We start from the raw sequence: 17,938 nt of genomic DNA, 5'->3' as shown, positions 1-17,938 counted from the left end.
ATCACTTTATACCGTTTCTTTTTCACGTTCCTCCACTTGTTCCGGCGTCGTTCTAGTCAGATTTTCACAAATTTCCTTTGCCTTTTTCGGATCCTCTGTCCATGTTTTGTAAAAAGAATAAGGGCAATCTGCAACGCCATTCTCAACGGCTGAATATCCACGATGCGTCAAATTGAACAGATGATTTTCAGCCGTCCAATTTTTTCGTGCATTCCGGATTGCGGAAATAGATAGTTCCGCATATGTAACCTCATCCGGAGAACTCCCGCATTCAGCCAATATTGCGCCATCAAAATTTACAATATTGGAGTGTCCAAAGTAAGAATATACTTTATCCCGACCGGCCATATTGGCAACCGCAAAATAAGTTAAATTTTCCCAGGCACGGATGCTTGCCAGTTTAATTTGTTGTTCTTTTGACGGATACATATAACCTTGTATGCGGATCACCAGTTCTGCGCCTTTCATGACTGTATCCCGGACAATCTCAGGCATATTGGAGTCATAGCAAATATTAGCTCCGATTTTCAATCCCTTCGGACCTTCCACGACCATCGTTTCCGAACCCGGATACCAAGGTTCTTTCGGCACCCAAGGGTTAATTTTATGGTAATTCATCCTAATTTCTCCTTGATCATCAATCAATACAAAACAGTTATATGGATTGCCTTTCGGGTTGATTTCTCCCGTGATTGAAAACACGCCCCATACTTTATTTTTCCTGCATGCTTCCGCAAAAATATCCGTTTCCGGCCCAGGTATCGTCGTACACAGTTCATTCCATTTCGTCGGATGGAACCCTTGGGTGGAATATTCAGGGAACACAATGATGTCTAATCCGGGATAACCCATTTTTGTTCCTTCTACAATGGATGCAATGTTCCGGCAATTTTCCAACACCTCTTCTTGACTTTCCAAAACCGGCACCTGATAATTGACAACAGCAATTCCTACAGTATCTTGAGAAGAAGAAATCGTTCCTACTGGCATGTGAATACCTCCTATCATTTTTTACACTTTATATAAATGCAAGAAGTGTGCCAATTTTTTAAACAGTATGAGAAACAGTTTTTTAATATTTTGTTATTTTTTCTAACATAACGTGTTAACAATATGTACAAATAATTGTTAATGTTGATGAACATCTTGTTCATTTTTTTGTAAAAATTCTTGATAATATGTATTTTTTGTCTATAATGAATATATACTCCTTAATTTGTAATGAAAGGTGTCATAATATGGGAAATGAAAGTATACGCATCGGGCTTTTATTTTCATTGACCGGACCTACAGCAGTTACGGAAACCGGGCAGTATCAGGCTGCGTCTCTTGCGATAAACGAAATAAATGAAAAAGGGGGAATAAATGGACGTCCCGTTATCTCTTTTTTTGGGGATATTGTTTCTGATCCTTTAATAACAGTTGAAAGGGCGAGAAAGCTCATAAAAGAAGATAAAGTCGATATATTAGTCGGAACGTATACTTCAGCATGCAGAAAAGCCCTGCTTCCGGTGCTGGAGGACGAAGATATTCTTTTAATTTATCCCACTTTATATGAAGGAAGCGAAGAAAACCGGTGGGTATTTTACACTGGTGCGCTGCCAAATCAGCAGCTCCAGTTCTTTGTGCCATGGATCATTACACAACTTGGGAGAACATTTTATCTAATCAGTTCTGACTATATTTTTCCGAGGGAAACAAATAAACATATTAAAAGGCTAGTAAGTGAATATCATGGGGAAATCATAGGGGAATCTTACCATCCGCTTGGCAACCAATATTTTGAAGCGGCATTGCATGAAATTGAACGTATCGAGCCTGATATTATATTTTCCACATTGGTTGGTGATAGTGTCGTTGCCTTTTATAAGCAATATTATGATTCCGGGTTTACACATCCAATTTGCAGCCCGATTACGGCTGAAACTGAAATACATGCACTGGGTCCAAATTATCATCTTAATCTGTACTCATCTTTTCCTTATTTCAGCTCCGTCCAAACGAAAAAGAATGAAGCATTCGTTAAGCATTTTCAAGCGGTTTATCATTAAAATGTCATCAGTTCAGTGATGGAAAATGCCTATAACAGCATTTACCTTCTTGATGATGCTCTACATCATACAGATTCACTTTCAACCGATTCATTAAGAAAGGCATTGGCACGGTCTTCTTTTGAAGCACCCCAAGGAGATATACGATTTGATGAAAACAACCACCATTTATGGCAGTTTTCCAGAATCGGAAAAGTGAATAAAAGCGGCGGTTTTGATATTGTATGGCAATCTGATATACCAATTGAACCGGCACCTTTTTTATTAAATACCCACCCAAATCCATTATTTAAAAATCCAAACACGATCCAGCCTGATATGATGTTTTTAAAACAGGGACAGTTACATCTCGAGCAAGAGAAATGGTCGGAGCACTTTTATTTTTTTGAAGACATTGCGCAAAAATTTCCTTATGATTTTCTTCTCATCAATCAGGATGGTTATTTAATTGAAAAGTTTTCTAACTATACAAACATTGATTTCCCAATAGGTTCAAAATGGAAACTTGAAGATATCGGAGAAAACGGATTCGGCAGAGCCATAAAACGGGAAGCATGCAGCATTGTAACGGGCTGCCACCATCAGCATCCCTTGTTAAAAAACCTAACGACGATAGGCATTCCAATAAAAATATTTCATGAAACAGCCGGTGTCCTCGGTATAATCACAAATGACGGCGGGGAGGAAGAACTGGGGCAAGCCATCAAACATATCGGATTGTATGCAGATATTTTTTCCAAGCTGATAACCGAAAGAAAAAAAGCCATGCTGCTTGAACATATCGTAAATGGAACGAACCTCAACCAGCTTGAAGGATTGATTATTTTATACCGGAATAGTATTGTATTTGCCAACAATCTGGCGGAACACTTCGTCAACAGCCAGCCTCTATTAATTGATGCCCTATCTTCGGATTTGGCAGAATTAAGCAATCGTTCTGCAGCAGAGAAGCATTTGCGCAAGCGAATTGGCGATGAAGCATATGAAATCCGCATGAAACGCTGGGAAGATTTTTACTTTATTTTTGTAAAAGAAGGACATAAAGAAACTGAAAATAGCCAGCCGGCCACCAAATCCTCCTTCCAGCACATTATTGGGGCAGACCCCTCTTTTCTCGAAGCCGTACATATTGCGGAAACTGCCGCTAAAACAGACGCAAACGTTTTGATTATCGGAGAAAGCGGAACAGGGAAAGAGTTATTTGCCAATGCTATCCATAATGAAAGTTTGCGGAAAAATCAGCCATTCATTGCCATCAATTGCGGCGCCATTCCAAAAGAATTGATTCACTCCGAACTTTTCGGTTATACAGAAGGGGCTTTTACCGGTTCAAAAAAAGGAGGAAAAAAAGGATTATTTGAAGAGGCAAATGGAGGAACAGTTTTTCTCGATGAAATTGGAGAAATGCCGCTTGATTTGCAGGTTACGCTGCTGAGAGTCCTCCAGGAAAGAGAGATTACAAGAATCGGTGACCACAAGCCTATCCCGGTCGATGTAAGAATTATCGCCGCGACAAATAAAAACCTCCGGGACGAAATTGCCTATAACGGATCTTTCAGGAGCGACTTGTATTACCGCCTTAATGTGTTTCAGATTGAACTCCCGCCTTTAAGAAAAAGACCGAACGATATTCCTGAATTAGCGCAGTATTTTTTAATGCAGCTTAATCGGAAAAATCATACCCATAAAGCATTCACAACCGATACCATTCATATTTTTAAACAATATGAATGGCCCGGCAATATTAGAGAAATGGAAAACATCATCGAGCGGTGCTATTATTTATCAGGATTTAACCATCTTATTGGGCCTGAATTTTTAGACCCATATTTACGAAGCAGAAATGAAATCATACAGCAGGTTGGGAACATTGAAAGTGAAAAAACGGAAGAATATCCGGAAAAAAAACAGCTTTTAGTATTGTTGGAAAATAACGGATTTAACGTAAGCAAAGTATCTAGAATCTTAGGCATATCAAGAACCACTGTTTATAAAAAGCTGCGCCTATACGGGATCAGCTTGAAACGTTAATCCCCCGGCACGCACCGGACCGGGGGTGTTATTATTTCACCTTTAACTGTTCAAGCTGCTTGAGGATGTTGTCGAGTTCCGCATCGGCCTGGATGAGGGCTGCGGCGGTATATGCGCTTTCGACGAGGGCAGTGTCCATCAGTCGGATATATTTATCAGACATTTCCATCGCCATTTCCAAATTCATTTTTGCACTCCCGAGATCGTAGAAGGCAAAAACATCATCGGCTTCGTTTTTGGCAATAGCCGTATTGATTTTTTCAAAGCTTGTGCCAACGCCGCCGTCGTCCGTTCCGCCCGCGTATGTAATGGAAACGTCTTTGGCGGCTTCCTTTAGCAGTTCTGCCACGCCTTCCGCTATTTCAGGAATATGGGAAACAATCAAAATGCCGACCGCTTTTTTACTCATCCAAAATCCCGCCTTCCAAAAGTGCTTCAAACAAGTACCCGCTTGACACCGCACCCGGGTCAAGGTGCCCGACTGAACGTTCCCCGAGATACGACGCACGCCCTTTTGTCGCTTTCATTTCTTTCGTCCCGTCCACTGCGTTTTGGATCACCTCTTTTGTTAAGGCACCGGATTTGAGCGCTTCACATACTGGAACCCAGACATCGACCATTGTTTTTTCGCCTTTTTCCGCTTTCCCGCGCTTTTGGATCCCATCAAGGCCGGCTTTCACGATGGAGGCCACATCTTTTTCATCCTCCCCGGCCTGTTTTGCCATGGCAATCAGCGCGGAGCCGTACAGCGGGCCGGATGCGCCTCCGACCTTGCCGATGAGCGCCATCGCGGCCGTTTTCAACACATCCTGCACGGTTTCCAATCCGCCGGCCTGCAGTTTCTCCTCCATCGCCTGCACGCCGCGCGCCAAGTTTGAGCCGTGGTCGCCGTCCCCGATCGCGCTGTCCAATTCGCTCAAATAAGCTTTATTTTCATTAATTTTTTCCGCAAATGCATGCAGCCAGGCTGCTGCTGTTTCCGCTGTTAACATGCTGCCGCCTCCTTTATGCCCATGCTGGGACTGAAACCGGCTGTTTTAAAAATGCAAGCCAACCCTCATCTTCCAACTTTAAAAGTGTGAGGGAAATTCCGGCCATATCAATTGATGTCATCAAATTGCCGACCTTTTTAAAATCAACGGCAAGTCCTTCCCGGTCGAGAAGCGCATGGACATCATTCGTAAAAATATATTGCTCCATCAGCGGGGTGGCGCCGAGCCCGTTGACGAGCACCGCATACCGGTCCCCTCGCTTCCAGTTGAACGCTTTTTTCAGCTGGGCAACAAGCTCCTCCGCAATTTCTTTCGACGTTTTGATTTTTTCGCGCCGGTAACCCGGTTCCCCGTGAATCCCGATGCCGTACTCCATTTCATCTTCTTCCAGCTGGAAGCCAGGTTTTCCGACTTCCGGAACGGTTGCCGGCGAAACCGCAACACCGATCGTTTTGATATTCGGCACTAACCGGTCAGCCAATGCTTTGATTTCTTCAAGCGTTTTGCCTTCCGCCGCGGCCGCACCCAAAATTTTATGGACAAGGACAGTGCCGGCAACGCCGCGCCTCCCTGCCGTGTACGTGCTGTCTTCAACGGCGATGTCATCGTCGACAATGACTTTCTCTACTTTGATGTCCTCCATGTCGGCCAATTCCTGCGCCATGTCAAAATTCATCACATCCCCAGTATAATTTTTCACAATCAAAAACACACCGGCGCCCTGGTCGGCTTTTTTGATCGCCTCTAAAATCTGATCCGGCGTCGGCGAGGTAAACACTTCACCGCAGACGGCCGCAGACAACATCCCTTCCCCGACAAAACCGGCATGGCTCGGTTCATGCCCGCTTCCGCCGCCGCTGACCAGCCCTACTTTTCCTTCATCCTGGAAAGTGCGGTAAATCACACCCGTCCCTTCAATCCGTTCCACTTTCCCTTCATTGGCATACACAAAGCCGTTGAGCATTTCGTCCACCACATTTTTCGGATCATTCAAGATTTTTTTCATGGCGCGTCCCTCCATATCGCTATGCACTGCGGGCAGGCTCCATTTCTACTTTGCCCGAAGCTGCATTTCTTGAAACCTTTTCTTTTATTATAACGCTTTCAAACCGAAAGAAAATTATTTTATTTTTGGCGCAGCATGACCATCCTATAAATGGACATAAGCACCTTTCATGCGGGAAGTTTTTTCCTGTGCTATAGTAAAATTTAAGCCCATTCTAGACAGGAGTGTTCGAATATGAATTCAGTCATTGAAACGATCCTCAACCACCGTTCAATCCGCCAATATGAAGACCGGCCGCTTTCGGATGATCAAATCCGCCTGATCGTCCAGAGCGCGCAGGCGGCGGCGACATCGCATTTTGTCCAAGCCTATACGATCCTCGGCATAAAAGATCCGGAGCGGAAGAAAAAACTTGCTGAATTGACCGGGAACCGGCATGTGGAAACATGCGGGCATCTTCTCATTTTCTGTGCTGATTTCCATAAACACGAGCTATCTGCCGAAATGGAAGGTGTAGATGTATCGGAGGCGCTACAAACAACGGAGAAGTTTATGGTCGGGCTCATCGACACCGCATTGGCCGCGCAAAATGCCGCGCTCGCTGCAGAATCAATGGGGCTTGGCATCTGCTATGTCGGGGGGTTACGCAACCGCTTGCCGGAAGTTTCGGAGCTGCTCCGTATCCCAAAATATGTTCTTCCGTTATTTGCGATGACAATCGGCTATCCGGCCAACCCATCCGGGAAAAAACCGCGCATGCCGGTTGAAAACATTTATTTTGAAGAAGAATACCCAAACGACGAAAATTTGCTGAAAAAACAGCTGCAGCAATATAACGAAACAATCTCGCAATATTACACCGAGCGTACAAACGGCAAACGGAGCGACACTTGGACAGGCCAAATGGCGCAGTTCTTCAAAGAACCGGCCCGCGCTTATATGAAAAATTATGTACAAAGCCAGGGGTTTGACAAAAAATAAGCATCGCACCTGCCACCTGCGCAAAGGGGAATGCGCAGGTTTTTTTACCATATGAAGAGTATATTAAAATTACTTTTTTTCTGTTAAAATAGAATACGATGCTTTAACACTTAAAAGCGTTCAATGAAAAAAGTGAAAAGTGAGATTGATAGATATGGAAAAAAATCAACAGCATTTGCAAAAAGGCCTGTCACCAAGGCATGTCCAATTTATCGCATTGGCCGGAATGATTGGGACAGGCATTTTTAAAGGAAGTTCGGATACAGTCAGCCTGGCAGGTCCGAGTGTCGCCCTCGCCTACTTCATCGGGGGTGTGCTTCTGTTTATCGTGATGTTGGCGCTGGGGGAAATGGCGCTTGTGTACCCGGGCCTGAACGTTCAAAACCTGATCCATAAAGCGTTCGGCAGCCGGATTTCCTTTATTATCGGCTGGCTTTACTGGATTAACTGGGTTATTGTCACGGTGGTTGAACTGATTGCGGCCGGCAGTTTTTTGAAATACTGGTTCCCGGGCGTGCCGCTTTGGCAGCTCAGTTTTATTTGCGCCGCGTTCATTATCGGGATCAATCTAATCGAAGTCAAATATTACGGCGAGTTTGAATTTTGGATTGCCGGCATTAAAATCATTACGCTGATCGCGTTTATTTTGCTCGGCGGGCTTATTTTATTCGGTTTATTCCCCGGGACATCTTCCACTTTGTCCAACTATACCGCGCACGGCGGTTTTTTCCCGCACGGCTTTGGCGGGACGTTCAGCGCCTTTCTTGTCGTCATGTTTTCCTACGGCGGGGCTGAACTGATCGGCGTGACCGTTTCGGAAACAAAAAACAGTGAAAAAGTGCTGCCGCAGGTGATTAAGCAAACCGTGGTGCGTGTGATGCTGTTTTACATTTTGCCGATTTTGATCATTTGCGGCATTATCCCGTGGAATCAGGTTTCATCCGCAGAAAGCCCATTTGTACAGGTTTTTAGCAGCACCGGCATTCCGGCTGCCGCACATGTTATGAATTTTGTGCTGCTGACTGCCGTTCTTTCTGCAGCCAATTCCGGCATCTATGCCACATCAAGGACATTGTTTAACATGGCGCAGTCCGGCGAAGCGCCGCGGGCTTTTCTAAAAATTTCCAAAAAAGGCATCCCGCACAGCGGTATTTTGTTGACCGCCCTGTTTATCCTGGCCGGCATTGTTTTGGCATATCTCACACCAGACCAAGTAATCAGCTATCTGATGGCGATCCCGGGCTTTACCGTGCTGCTTGTCTGGATGGCTATTTGCGGGGCGCAGCTAAAACTCCGGAAATCATATAAAAAGCGGCCGGCATTCCACGTAAAAGGATATCCGTTTGTAACTTGGATTGCGTTTTTGGCATTGGCGGGGATTTTTCTGGCATTTTTATTGGGCGGAAGCAGTAAAATCGGAACAACCGTATGCCTGATCATTTTAGCCGTGCTGATTGCCTTGTCTCTCCGGGTAAAAGAAACGGCTGAATAAAGCTTTTTGCTGCAACATCACAAAAGCCTTTCATATAATAAAGGAAAAGGCCATGGGTGGTGCAGAGATGAAGTTGTCGTTTCAAAACCTCCAGGAAAAAAATATGTCATTCGAAGAAGTATTTTTCCATATTGCCGCTTTTATGAAACTCGACCCGAAAGGCAATTACCGCCTAATGGTCGGGACGGATTCACAAGTGCACAGAACGTACACATTATTCATTACCGGCATTGTCATTCAGCAGGAACGGCACGGTGTATGGGCCTGCATCCGGAAAACGGTTGTACCGAGAAGAATGGACCATTTGCACGAACGGATTTCGCTGGAATTATCTTTAACCGAGGAAATTGTCGCTCTGTTTACGGAAGAAAAAAAGAACGAACTGATCGATATTATTCTGCCTTATTTGTACGAAGGCGCCTCTTTTACAATGGAAGGCCATATCGATATCGGCGCAGGCAGGCGGAACAAAACGAGCAATTTCGTAAATGAAATGGTCGCGCGCATGGAATCCATGGGCGTGGAGCCGAAAATCAAGCCGGATGCATTTGTGGCCTCGTGCTATGCGAACCGGTATACAAAATAAACTTTCCCCATAAGATAGATTGCAATCTTATGGGGCTTTTTTCTGTTCTTATATAGGGGAAAAGTAAGCAAACTTCACCTTTCATATAAATCCGATAAAAAAACTTACAATAATTCCATTGACTTTTACCAACTTTCTGATAAAATTGACATAACAACAGACTTATCAAGAGTGACGGAGGGACCTGGCCCAATGAAGTCCGACAACCTGCCAGCACACGGTAAGGTGCCAAGTCCAGCAAAATGGGGACCATTTTGGAAGATAAGCGAAATACATAAAACGCTGTCTTTCCGTAATGGCGGAAAGATTTTTTTGTAAATTGGCGTACAAATTTTCTTTCTTCCAATTTCCGCCCCTCCTATGCGCAATACTTCACTTGATCGAAAGGGGCTGATTTTATCGAAAGGCTGACGCTGGAAATTATTAAACAGGCAGAATTACCAAATATTATACGGTCAAGAAAGCGGGGAAATTGACAATGCAAAAGTTAATTGTTTTAGCACTTGTAGGTCTTGCCGCACAGCTGGTGGACGGATCCCTCGGGATGGGTTATGGGGTCACTTCGACATCACTGCTGCTGGCATTCGGGATTGCGCCGGCTGTTGCGTCGGCTTCCGTACATTTGGCGGAGGTTTTTACAACGGCGGCATCCGGCGTCTCCCATATGAAGTTTGGAAATGTCGATAAAGGTATTATATGGAAATTGGTTGTTCCGGGGGCTGTTGGTGCTTTTCTTGGGGCGACTGTACTCAGCCATCTTCCGGCAAGTACGTTAAAACCTTATATCTCCATTTTCCTTATTGCACTGGGCATCTATATTCTCGTCCGGTTTTTAATCAATGCGCACGGAACTCTGAAAATCAGAAAGAAATCGCGATCCAATGCATTTTTTATTCCGCTTGGTTTTGTTGCAGGGTTTTTCGATGCAACCGGAGGCGGCGGATGGGGGCCGATTGCAACGCCGGCATTGCTGTCAAGGAATGACATTGAACCCCGGAAAGTTATCGGTTCGGTGGATACAAGTGAATTTGCCGTTTCTCTTGCTTCCAGCATCGGCTTTCTTTTATCCCTCGGTGCCATGCAGATCAACTGGCTCTGGACGATTGCCCTGATGTTGGGTGGGCTGATCGCAGCGCCGATCGCAGCTTATCTTGTCAAAATCATGCCGGCTCATTTGCTTGCCGTGATTGTAAGCGGCATGATTGTGTTCAGTAATGTCCAAACTTTGTTGAAACTGGCCAATGCGGACAGCAGCTGGTACACCATCATCTATACGGCAATTGTTGTGATTTGGGGAATCCTGATTTTCTATACAGCAAGAAAACATAAACGGGCCGTGCCTGGTGTAGAAGTTGCAGAATAGAGCGGATAGAATCGGACAGGTTGCAAAAATTTGTCCGATTTTTCTTATTTTCAATTCAAAAAGAATTCCCCACAATAAAGAAACTTAATTTGATGGAGAGGATTGTACGATCGAAAAGGTACCGATTAAAGCACTTGAAAAAATGGCAAACCATGACTTGAGGAAGCGGGGGACAGGCCGCACGCTTGATTTCCACTAAAAATAAACCACCGGAGATGGAGGAAGCCGTTGCCGCATTTAAAAAATCGATGGGATACGATCCTGCCCGAAAGATATCCCACAAAAAGTAAAATGTGCTTTACGGTCCCCATTTTGATCCTTTGCCATCATCAGCATAATATCCTGATGGCTTTTTTAGTTCAAAAACGGCATTGCTTCTTTTCGGAACGGCTGCAAGTCGAAGCAGGCATGGACTATTTTTCTGCACGTTTTGCCAAACAAAACGCCCGGTACGCCGTTTCTCCGGCGTTCGTAATCAGTTTTTCAGCATTTGCAATTGCTTCGTTCAATGCTACCGGTTTTGGCACAGCATCAATGACCAGATCTATACCGTGTTCGTAAACCGCCTGCAGATCATCGTCGGCGCTGCCTGCAACAGCAATGACCGGTATACCGTATTTTTTGGCAAGCTGCGCGACTCCGATTGGCGCTTTTCCGTTCACCGACTGGTTATCTATTTTTCCCTCTCCCGTTATGACAAGATCAGCATCTTTTACATGCTGTTCCAGATTCACCAATTCAAGCACTTTTGCAATGCCGCGTTCCAGTTTCGCCCCGCAAAAAGCGAGCAAGCCGGCACCGAGACCGCCCGCCGCGCCGGCCCCCTTTGCATCGGCAACGTCCATGCCCAGCTGTTCTTTTATTTTTTCGGCATAGCGGAAAAGAATACCGTCCAACATTGGCAAATCTTCTGCCTTCGCACCTTTTTGCGGCCCGTAAATAAAAGAAGCGCCATTTTTGCCGCAAAGCGGATTGGTGACATCCGTGAGCCCGATGATTTCAACATCCGCAAAACGCGGATCCAAATGAGAAACATCAATTGTCTCGATTTCGTTAACTCCTTCAGCTCCGAGCCGGATTTCGCGGCCTTTCTTGTCTTTGAATGATACGCCGAGCGCCTCCGCCATACCGGCCCCGCCGTCATTGGTCGCACTGCCGCCGAGCCCCACATAAATTGTCTTTGCGCCACGGCCGAGCGCCGACCGGATCAATTCTCCTGTTCCGTAAGTGGTCGTTTTAAATGGATTCATCGTTGTTTTGTCGACATACTGTAATCCGGAAGCTTCCGCCATTTCGATAATCGCGGTATTGCCATAGAGCATCCCATATTTTGCTTTTACCTTGTTTCCAAGCGGCCCGGTTACTTTTTCGTATACGTATTTCCCTTTGCAGGCGGACACCAGGCTGTCAACGGTCCCCTCCCCGCCATCGGCAATGGGAATTTTGACAATCTCAACATTCACGGCCACTCTTCTAATCCCTTTTTCGATAAAATTTTCCACTTCCATAGAGGATGCGCTGCCTTTAAAGGAGTCCGCAGCAATCACAATTTTTGATTTGGACACGGGTTTCACCTCTTGCACTGTTAACTGATTTTTATTATATCATGCCGGCCTGTAGAAATTGACGCAATAGAGGGGCTGATTTCGCGGTACCGATCGATCATACTCCCATATGGATGTAAAACCCCGTCCACGGGTATATTTCTCTTTTTCGCTGATATATCGCCGATTTCCGCTGATTTCTATTCCAAAATGAAGCAAATACCAATACCCCATCATGAATAGAAAAAAGGCCGTCCCTTTTAGGAACAACCTTTAAATTAATTACAAATTCATCTTATTCAGCAAATCCCGCAGTACCTTCAGTTCCGCCGTATTCAGCGTAATTCCCTTTCCCACTTTTTCGCGTCCCGGCGCCTAGTTAAAGTTTATCAACCTCCTCCAACAGCCCCATCTTCAAACATGTCACCGCGGATAGCTTTACGACTCTTTTTTCAAACCGGATTTCCAAAGTATCGCCATCCACGCTGAGTATTTCGCCGTGGCCGAAGACGCGGTGCTTAACTTTTTTGCCAACCGTAAACGCCGATACATCTTTGATCGCATTCGGATTGTAAGGAATTTCGGCCGTGTCTTTGCCGAGCCCGACCATTTTTACCTTGCGCTCCACGCTGCCGGTTCTCGTCGTTTTTTTCCGGCCGCTCACAATCTTTTTTATCGCCGACACGAAGCGCGAATCCATCATCTGATTCCCGTTTCGCTTTTCATAACTGACCATTTCCAGTGATTTTTTCGCGCGCGTCATGGCAACATAAAAAAGACGGACGGATTCTTCCATTAAAAGCTCGTCCTCTTTCTCATCAGAACCCGGGATGATCCCCTCTACAAGATCAATCATATACACGTTTTCAAATTCAAGGCCTTTTGAGTTGTGAAATGTCGAGAGCGTGACGGCATTTTTCCCCTTTTTCAATTTAGCCATTTTTAAAACCTGTTCCAAATGCTTGAGGCGGGCGGCAAATTCCTCCATCGTCGAAAGCGTATCGGCGATTTCTTCGAGCGTGTTTAAAATGCCGATCAAGTAATCTTTCCTGAAACCAAACTTCTTACATAAATTTTCCAACGCCTTTTCATATCCGAGCCTGCCCCGGATCACTTTGATCGCATCAAGCGGCGGCATGCCGTTCATCTGCCGGAGCGTCTCTTTGACTTCCAAAATTTGTTTCTTCTGATACGCTTTGAGCGGCGCATATTGAATTAAATTATCAAAAACAGATTTGTTGTTGCGGATTCTTTTCACCGCTTCCAACTGCTGCTTTGTGATGTAGCCGTTCAGTTTCGAATGGACCTGTTCGAGAATGTCTGCCCGTTTGTCCGTGAACGTGAGGCGCATCATATTTAAAATATCCTGCACAACCCAGTGGGAGAAAAACCGGTTATCGGCATCTTTCATGTAAAAAGGGATTCCGGCCCGGTCAAACTCGTTAATCAAGGCAATCGATGATGTGTTGTTCCGGTATAAAACCGCCGTTTCGAAAAAGTTCTCCAGCAGCCCGATGTTTTGCGCCAAATACTTTGCCTGGTATTTGTAATCCGGCAGCCGGACAAACCGGATCGGCCCGGCGGCAGGGTTTTCGGTAAACATGTTTTTATCATAGCGATGTTTGTTGCGCTTGATAAACTGGTTGGCTGCCGTGACGATCTCCTGTGACGAGCGGTAGTTTTGCTCCATATATAATATCTTGGCATCCGGATACACCTTTTTAAAGTTCAGCAAATAAGCCGACTCGGCGCCACGCCAGCTGTAGATCGACTGGTCGTCATCGGCCACGACGCACAAGTTTTGGTGCACCTGGACAAGCTTTTCAACGATTACGTGCTGCACCATTGAAGTATCCTGGCTTTCGTCCGTCAGCACATAATCATAGCGTTCTTGGTACATGCGGCGGAGATCCGCATCTTTTTGCAAAATCTCGTTTGCCTTCGTGAGCATATCGTCAAAATCAAGAAGCAGCTGCCCGGTGCCGGTCCGCTTAAACGCTTCGTACTGCATTAAAATCCGTTCGGCTCCAGGTACTTCAGTTGCAACAGACGCCCATTTTTCCGAGGGAACCATTTTATTTTTAATGTAGCTGATGTACGTCATCAATTCTTCCAGCTGGTCTTCGGTGATATTCACGCCGCTTGTGGATTTGTACAAATTCCGCAAAATCGTTTTCTTATGGAACTGCATGTCCGCATCGCCTTCAATGAGCCGAAAAGGCATATTCACCTTCCTGAAATATGCGCGGACAAGTTCGAAGGCAAGGCTGTGGATCGTGGAGAAATCAACCGGCTGAAGATAAGGAAAAAACTTCCGGAACCGGTCCTTCATATCATTGGCAGCGGCACGGCTGAACGTGATTGCTTTGATCCGTGAAGGCGCCACGCCTTTTTCTTCTATTAAATAAGCGATCCGCATAATGACTGTCGTCGTTTTTCCCGAACCCGGAGAGGCAAGCAACAGCAGCGGGCCCTCCGTATGGCGTACAGCCGCAAGCTGCACATCATTCAACACAACAGCGAGCTCTTCTTTTTTGCGGGTAAAAAAATCTTGTTTCGTATTCATTGCAATGGCCCCGTTCCAACATGCTTTGCTTCTATCTTACCATAGCTGAAAGAACGTAAAAAAGGGAACAGAACGCCGTTTCCCCTGTCCCCCTGTATTTTTACCCCCGCTTTTGCTTGCTCCTGCAGCACCTGCCATAATTTTTCCGCTGCTCGTCATCAGGAACTGTCCGATGAATTCTACAATTCTCGGGTATTTATAAGCAGCCATTTCCCCTTTGGACCATTTGATGATTTCTTTTTCAGCCACTTTGCCTTTGTACCCTGCTTTCAGGATGACAAAAGCCTTGACCGTTTCACCCCGTTTCGGATCCGGGACACCGACGACATACGCCTGCTTGATAGCAGGATGTTTGTACAATATCGACTCCACTTCTGCCGGCCATACTTTCATTGATCATCTGCTTTAGGCGGTCTACGATGAAAAAGCAGCCTTCTTCATCCATTTTGACAATATCCCCTGTCCGGAAAAAACGTTTGCCGCCAAAAAGTTATTGTATCCGATTACAATTAGTTGGGGGTAAAAACCGGGGTGTGAATCATGATACCCATAATACCATGCTACTGCCGGAGGAATCAGAACTACCACAATCCAATTTGCAAAAATTTTAGGCGTGGGACAGGTGATCGGAACGGTCTGAAGCGACGAAAAGAAAGAGGCTGCATTGGAAGCAGGGACAGATTCTGCCGTCAATTACCGTATGTAAGACATTGCAAAAATTGTCAATGAACGGACAAACGGCAAAGGCGCAGATGTCATTTTGGATTTCATCGCTGCAGAAATGTCGGAAAAAGCCGCGAATGCCTTACATTTACGGGCCGCCTTGTTGTATTCGGGTATGCCGGCGGAAGACCGGGCCGCTTCCAGTCATCCGATTTACACGGTTCATACCGGTCCGTCCCCGGTTTCAGCATCGGGACAACAGCCAAAAACCGGCCGGAACTGCTGCCGGACACCGCAGCGCATGTGCTATAATATTTAGCTGAAAGGCGCCTTCATATGAAGATCAGCAGGCACTATCCGCTCGAAGAAGCCGCGAAAACCCATGAATGGATGGAAAGCAGAAAGAGCACAGGAAAAATTGTGCTGGATGTTTCGAAATTGTAGAATTTCCAAGTAAACATGCCGGCTGTACTGGAAATCAATGGTATCCGCTCCGCCTACGCGGAATACCGATGATGGCCACTTATGCCATCCCCACTGATTTTATGGTACAACCGGTTTGTTAAATTTCTATTAAAACGGCTTAAAGAATTTGCGAATAAGTGAGGAATTTCCGGAGTAATAATGAAGAATGAAAGATATATATACCCCCATAATGAGGGCAGGAGGGCTTACCAGCTGGATTTTTTCACGCCAGGAATTTGGCCTTTATAAGCAAGTTCCCGGAAGCAAATACGGCAAAGTTTGAATTTGCGAATAACCGAATGCGGCCGTCCGCAGCGTTCACAGCGTGTATAAGCCCGAACTTTATATTTCGGTGTGCGTCTTTGTTTGGCAATCATTGATTTCTTCGCCAACGCATTCTCCTCCTTTCAATTGCTAACAGATTATTTTACAATAAATTTTATAGAAAATAAATAGGTATTGCCTGCCAAATAAGGAATGCTGCAACATTCCGGCATTCTGCTGCTCCTTCTGCATCATTTGCTCGTATTGTGCATTGCCCTGTTTCGTTTGTCGAATGAGCGTTTGCGCAATTTGGCGGCATTGGTTCAACTGATGGCTGCATTAAAATTGGTTTGCATGAAAAAACCTCCTTGTCATCGTGATCGTGTATCCCAATGAAAGGCCAAAATTAAAAATTAAGATGGGCAAGAGCAAGGCTTTTTATAATGGCAATAGCTGCAGCACGGGCCTTAAATTGCCAGCACATAACCGGTTATAAATGAAGGCAAATTTAAACCGGGCGAAATGTTTCAGCCCGGTCTTTATCAATTAATTTCCTAAAACATCATGGTCAACCAAGCGTTTGCCGTTTATTTCGCTGATCAGGTTGATGGCCACTTTTGCGCCGTCCCCTGCCGTGATAATCGTATGCATGGAGACGCCTGCAACAGTGCCACATGCCCATACGTTCGGAACGTTCGTTTTTCCCTGCTCGTCGACAGCAAATACCGTTTTCACCCGCGGTTCTGTCGCCGGTTTCGTTTCAACGCCGAGTTTTTCCCCCAGATCAGCAATTAAACCGGTTGCAAAGATTACATATTTGCTTTCGTATGAACCTTGTTCTGTTTGGATCGTAAAACCGTTTTCCGTTTTTTCGACCGAGGTAACTTTTTCATCAACAAGTTTTGCTCCGAATTGTTCCGCTTGTTTTTTTCCGGTTTCCACCAGTTCAGGGCCGGTGATTTCCTTGACGCCGTAATGGTTTTTCAGCAGCGCCCGCTTTGTGGCACTTGTGCCGGCGTCAAATAAAACCGTGCTTTTCCCCGCTTTTGCCGTAAAAATCGCTGCACTTGCACCGGCCGGTCCGGCTCCGATAATCGCTATTTCGTACATATTGTATTCCTCCCTTACCTTTTCAAGTATAGACCGATTCCTGTGAAACTTCAAAAATTTAAACATAGGGGATTACAAATGCAGTTCCATCCATTCATCTACTTCTTTGAATCCGAATTTTTCATATACAGGCCTGCCCATTTTAGAAGCTCCAAGCCATATTATTGAAATACCAGCAGATTTTTCCTCCTCCACTAATTTTCCGAGCAATTTCGTTGCGATACCTTGCCCGCGGTGGTTTTCATTCGTAAACATATTGGTTATATAAGCCTTTTTGCCGCTTTTATTTGTATAACTTGGGGGGAATTCATAGAAAATGACAGCACCGCTTGCCACAATTTCCCCTTGATCTTCTGCGAGCCACTGAATGAGTGATCCTTCGCCCAATTTATTTTGAAAGAAAACGCGCAGCTCAGCATCGATATCTATATTCGGCTCGATTCCTTCATCAACCAGCTGCTGCTTTCTTAATTCGATTAGTTTCTCGATATCATTCAGATTTGCTTTGCGGTATTCCAATTGGTTCTGCCCCCTTGAAAGTTTGATATAAAACATCATACCAATTTTCTGGATGCAATTCACAATTTAACCGACAAGAAATGATACTTGAGTTGAATGAGTGTATTGCTGATTTTATACATTTCCCGCTGATTACCCGGAAAGTAGGCCCCTGTTTCATCATGGGTATGATTCCATTCGCCATCTTTTTAACCCGCTCCGCTGAAAGTTTAATCCGTTCCGCCGATTTCATAAATAGCAGGAAATCGAGTAGGAGGAGGTGACTAGCCCCCGTCCTCTCACACCACCGTACGTACGGTTCCGTA

Annotated in this window: 15 protein-coding genes, 3 pseudogenes and 1 riboswitch; of the genes and pseudogenes, 7 read left to right on the top strand and 11 right to left on the bottom strand. The window is 45.3% G+C overall.

The window, feature by feature from the left end; all coding sequences use genetic code 11:
- Window positions 1–6: 6 nt before the first annotated feature.
- The gene (locus GBH70_RS09495; RefSeq protein WP_151680816.1) at window positions 7–990 is read right to left on the bottom strand and encodes an aliphatic amidase; all 984 of its coding nucleotides are present in this window, start codon (window positions 988–990) and stop codon (window positions 7–9) included.
- Between the two features lie 188 nt (window positions 991–1,178).
- Between GBH70_RS09495 and GBH70_RS17195 the strand changes: the two are divergent.
- Window positions 1,179–2,258 (top strand): annotated as a pseudogene (locus tag GBH70_RS17195) (transporter substrate-binding protein); the annotation flags it as partial.
- Between the two features lie 111 nt (window positions 2,259–2,369).
- Window positions 2,370–4,082: a sigma-54 interaction domain-containing protein gene (locus GBH70_RS17190; protein ID WP_253693693.1), complete on the top strand. Its 1,713-nt coding sequence runs from the start codon at window positions 2,370–2,372 to the stop codon at window positions 4,080–4,082.
- Window positions 4,083–4,113: 31 nt separating this feature from the next.
- Here GBH70_RS17190 and dhaM read toward each other — a convergent pair whose 3' ends face one another.
- The 3 genes from dhaM to dhaK are packed head-to-tail and all read right to left on the bottom strand — an operon-like array spanning window position 4,114 to window position 6,080.
- Complete coding sequence (gene dhaM / locus GBH70_RS09485) at window positions 4,114–4,491, bottom strand: dihydroxyacetone kinase phosphoryl donor subunit DhaM (protein WP_151680815.1); 378 nt, start codon at window positions 4,489–4,491, stop codon at window positions 4,114–4,116.
- On the bottom strand, window positions 4,484–5,074 hold the full coding sequence (gene dhaL, locus GBH70_RS09480) for a dihydroxyacetone kinase subunit DhaL (protein WP_151680814.1): 591 nt from the start codon (window positions 5,072–5,074) through the stop codon (window positions 4,484–4,486). The genes dhaM and dhaL overlap by 8 nt, the downstream gene beginning before the upstream one ends.
- A 13-nt stretch (window positions 5,075–5,087) precedes the next feature.
- Window positions 5,088–6,080 carry a dihydroxyacetone kinase subunit DhaK gene (gene dhaK, locus GBH70_RS09475; protein ID WP_151680813.1) on the bottom strand — a complete coding sequence of 331 codons (993 nt, stop codon included), beginning with the start codon at window positions 6,078–6,080 and terminating at the stop codon, window positions 5,088–5,090.
- Window positions 6,081–6,314: 234 nt separating this feature from the next.
- Here dhaK and nfsA point away from each other — a divergent pair, with 234 nt between their 5' ends.
- From nfsA to GBH70_RS09455, 4 genes are all read left to right on the top strand, one after another.
- Window positions 6,315–7,061, top strand: a complete 747-nt coding sequence (nfsA, locus tag GBH70_RS09470) for an oxygen-insensitive NADPH nitroreductase (protein WP_151680812.1) — start codon at window positions 6,315–6,317, stop codon at window positions 7,059–7,061.
- A gap of 154 nt (window positions 7,062–7,215) precedes the next feature.
- Window positions 7,216–8,553 carry an amino acid permease gene (locus tag GBH70_RS09465; RefSeq protein ID WP_151680811.1) on the top strand — a complete coding sequence of 446 codons (1,338 nt, stop codon included), beginning with the start codon at window positions 7,216–7,218 and terminating at the stop codon, window positions 8,551–8,553.
- Window positions 8,554–8,620: 67 nt separating this feature from the next.
- Window positions 8,621–9,139, top strand: a complete 519-nt coding sequence (locus tag GBH70_RS09460) for a ribonuclease H-like YkuK family protein (RefSeq protein WP_151680810.1) — start codon at window positions 8,621–8,623, stop codon at window positions 9,137–9,139.
- 159 nt (window positions 9,140–9,298) lie between these two features.
- Window positions 9,299–9,407, top strand: a riboswitch (SAM riboswitch).
- Between the two features lie 210 nt (window positions 9,408–9,617).
- Complete coding sequence (locus GBH70_RS09455) at window positions 9,618–10,502, top strand: sulfite exporter TauE/SafE family protein (protein ID WP_253693687.1); 885 nt, start codon at window positions 9,618–9,620, stop codon at window positions 10,500–10,502.
- Window positions 10,503–10,915: 413 nt separating this feature from the next.
- Here the strand turns inward: GBH70_RS09455 and GBH70_RS09450 are convergent, their stop codons facing one another.
- The 3 genes and pseudogenes from GBH70_RS09450 to GBH70_RS09440 form a co-directional block, all read right to left on the bottom strand.
- Window positions 10,916–12,067, bottom strand: coding sequence for a glycerate kinase (locus GBH70_RS09450; RefSeq protein ID WP_151680808.1), 1,152 nt, complete (start codon window positions 12,065–12,067; stop codon window positions 10,916–10,918).
- A gap of 358 nt (window positions 12,068–12,425) precedes the next feature.
- On the bottom strand, window positions 12,426–14,612 hold the full coding sequence (locus GBH70_RS09445; RefSeq protein ID WP_151680807.1) for an ATP-dependent helicase: 2,187 nt from the start codon (window positions 14,610–14,612) through the stop codon (window positions 12,426–12,428).
- A gap of 104 nt (window positions 14,613–14,716) precedes the next feature.
- A pseudogene (locus tag GBH70_RS09440) lies at window positions 14,717–15,093 on the bottom strand (AMP-binding enzyme); the annotation flags it as partial.
- Between the two features lie 509 nt (window positions 15,094–15,602).
- On the opposite strand from GBH70_RS09440, the pseudogene GBH70_RS09430 reads away from it, so the two are divergent.
- A pseudogene (locus GBH70_RS09430) lies at window positions 15,603–15,719 on the top strand (zinc-binding dehydrogenase); the annotation flags it as partial.
- 227 nt (window positions 15,720–15,946) lie between these two features.
- Here the strand turns inward: GBH70_RS09430 and GBH70_RS09425 are convergent.
- The 4 genes from GBH70_RS09425 to GBH70_RS09415 form a co-directional block, all read right to left on the bottom strand.
- Window positions 15,947–16,132, bottom strand: coding sequence for a type Z 30S ribosomal protein S14 (locus tag GBH70_RS09425; RefSeq protein ID WP_151680805.1), 186 nt, complete (start codon window positions 16,130–16,132; stop codon window positions 15,947–15,949).
- Between the two features lie 22 nt (window positions 16,133–16,154).
- Window positions 16,155–16,331 carry a hypothetical protein gene (locus GBH70_RS18000; protein WP_503827274.1) on the bottom strand — a complete coding sequence of 59 codons (177 nt, stop codon included), beginning with the start codon at window positions 16,329–16,331 and terminating at the stop codon, window positions 16,155–16,157.
- A gap of 219 nt (window positions 16,332–16,550) precedes the next feature.
- Window positions 16,551–17,114, bottom strand: coding sequence for an FAD-dependent oxidoreductase (locus tag GBH70_RS09420; protein WP_151680804.1), 564 nt, complete (start codon window positions 17,112–17,114; stop codon window positions 16,551–16,553).
- Window positions 17,115–17,186: 72 nt separating this feature from the next.
- Window positions 17,187–17,633, bottom strand: coding sequence for a GNAT family N-acetyltransferase (locus GBH70_RS09415; protein ID WP_151680803.1), 447 nt, complete (start codon window positions 17,631–17,633; stop codon window positions 17,187–17,189).
- Between the last annotated feature and the right edge of the window lie 305 nt (window positions 17,634–17,938).

It is taken from the genome of Weizmannia acidilactici, from assembly GCF_008974225.1.
Taxonomy (GTDB): Bacteria; Bacillota; Bacilli; order Bacillales; family Bacillaceae_C; genus Weizmannia; species Weizmannia acidilactici.
The sequence above is the reverse complement of the archived record's forward strand: the minus strand, read 5'-3'. Positions and strand labels throughout refer to the sequence as shown.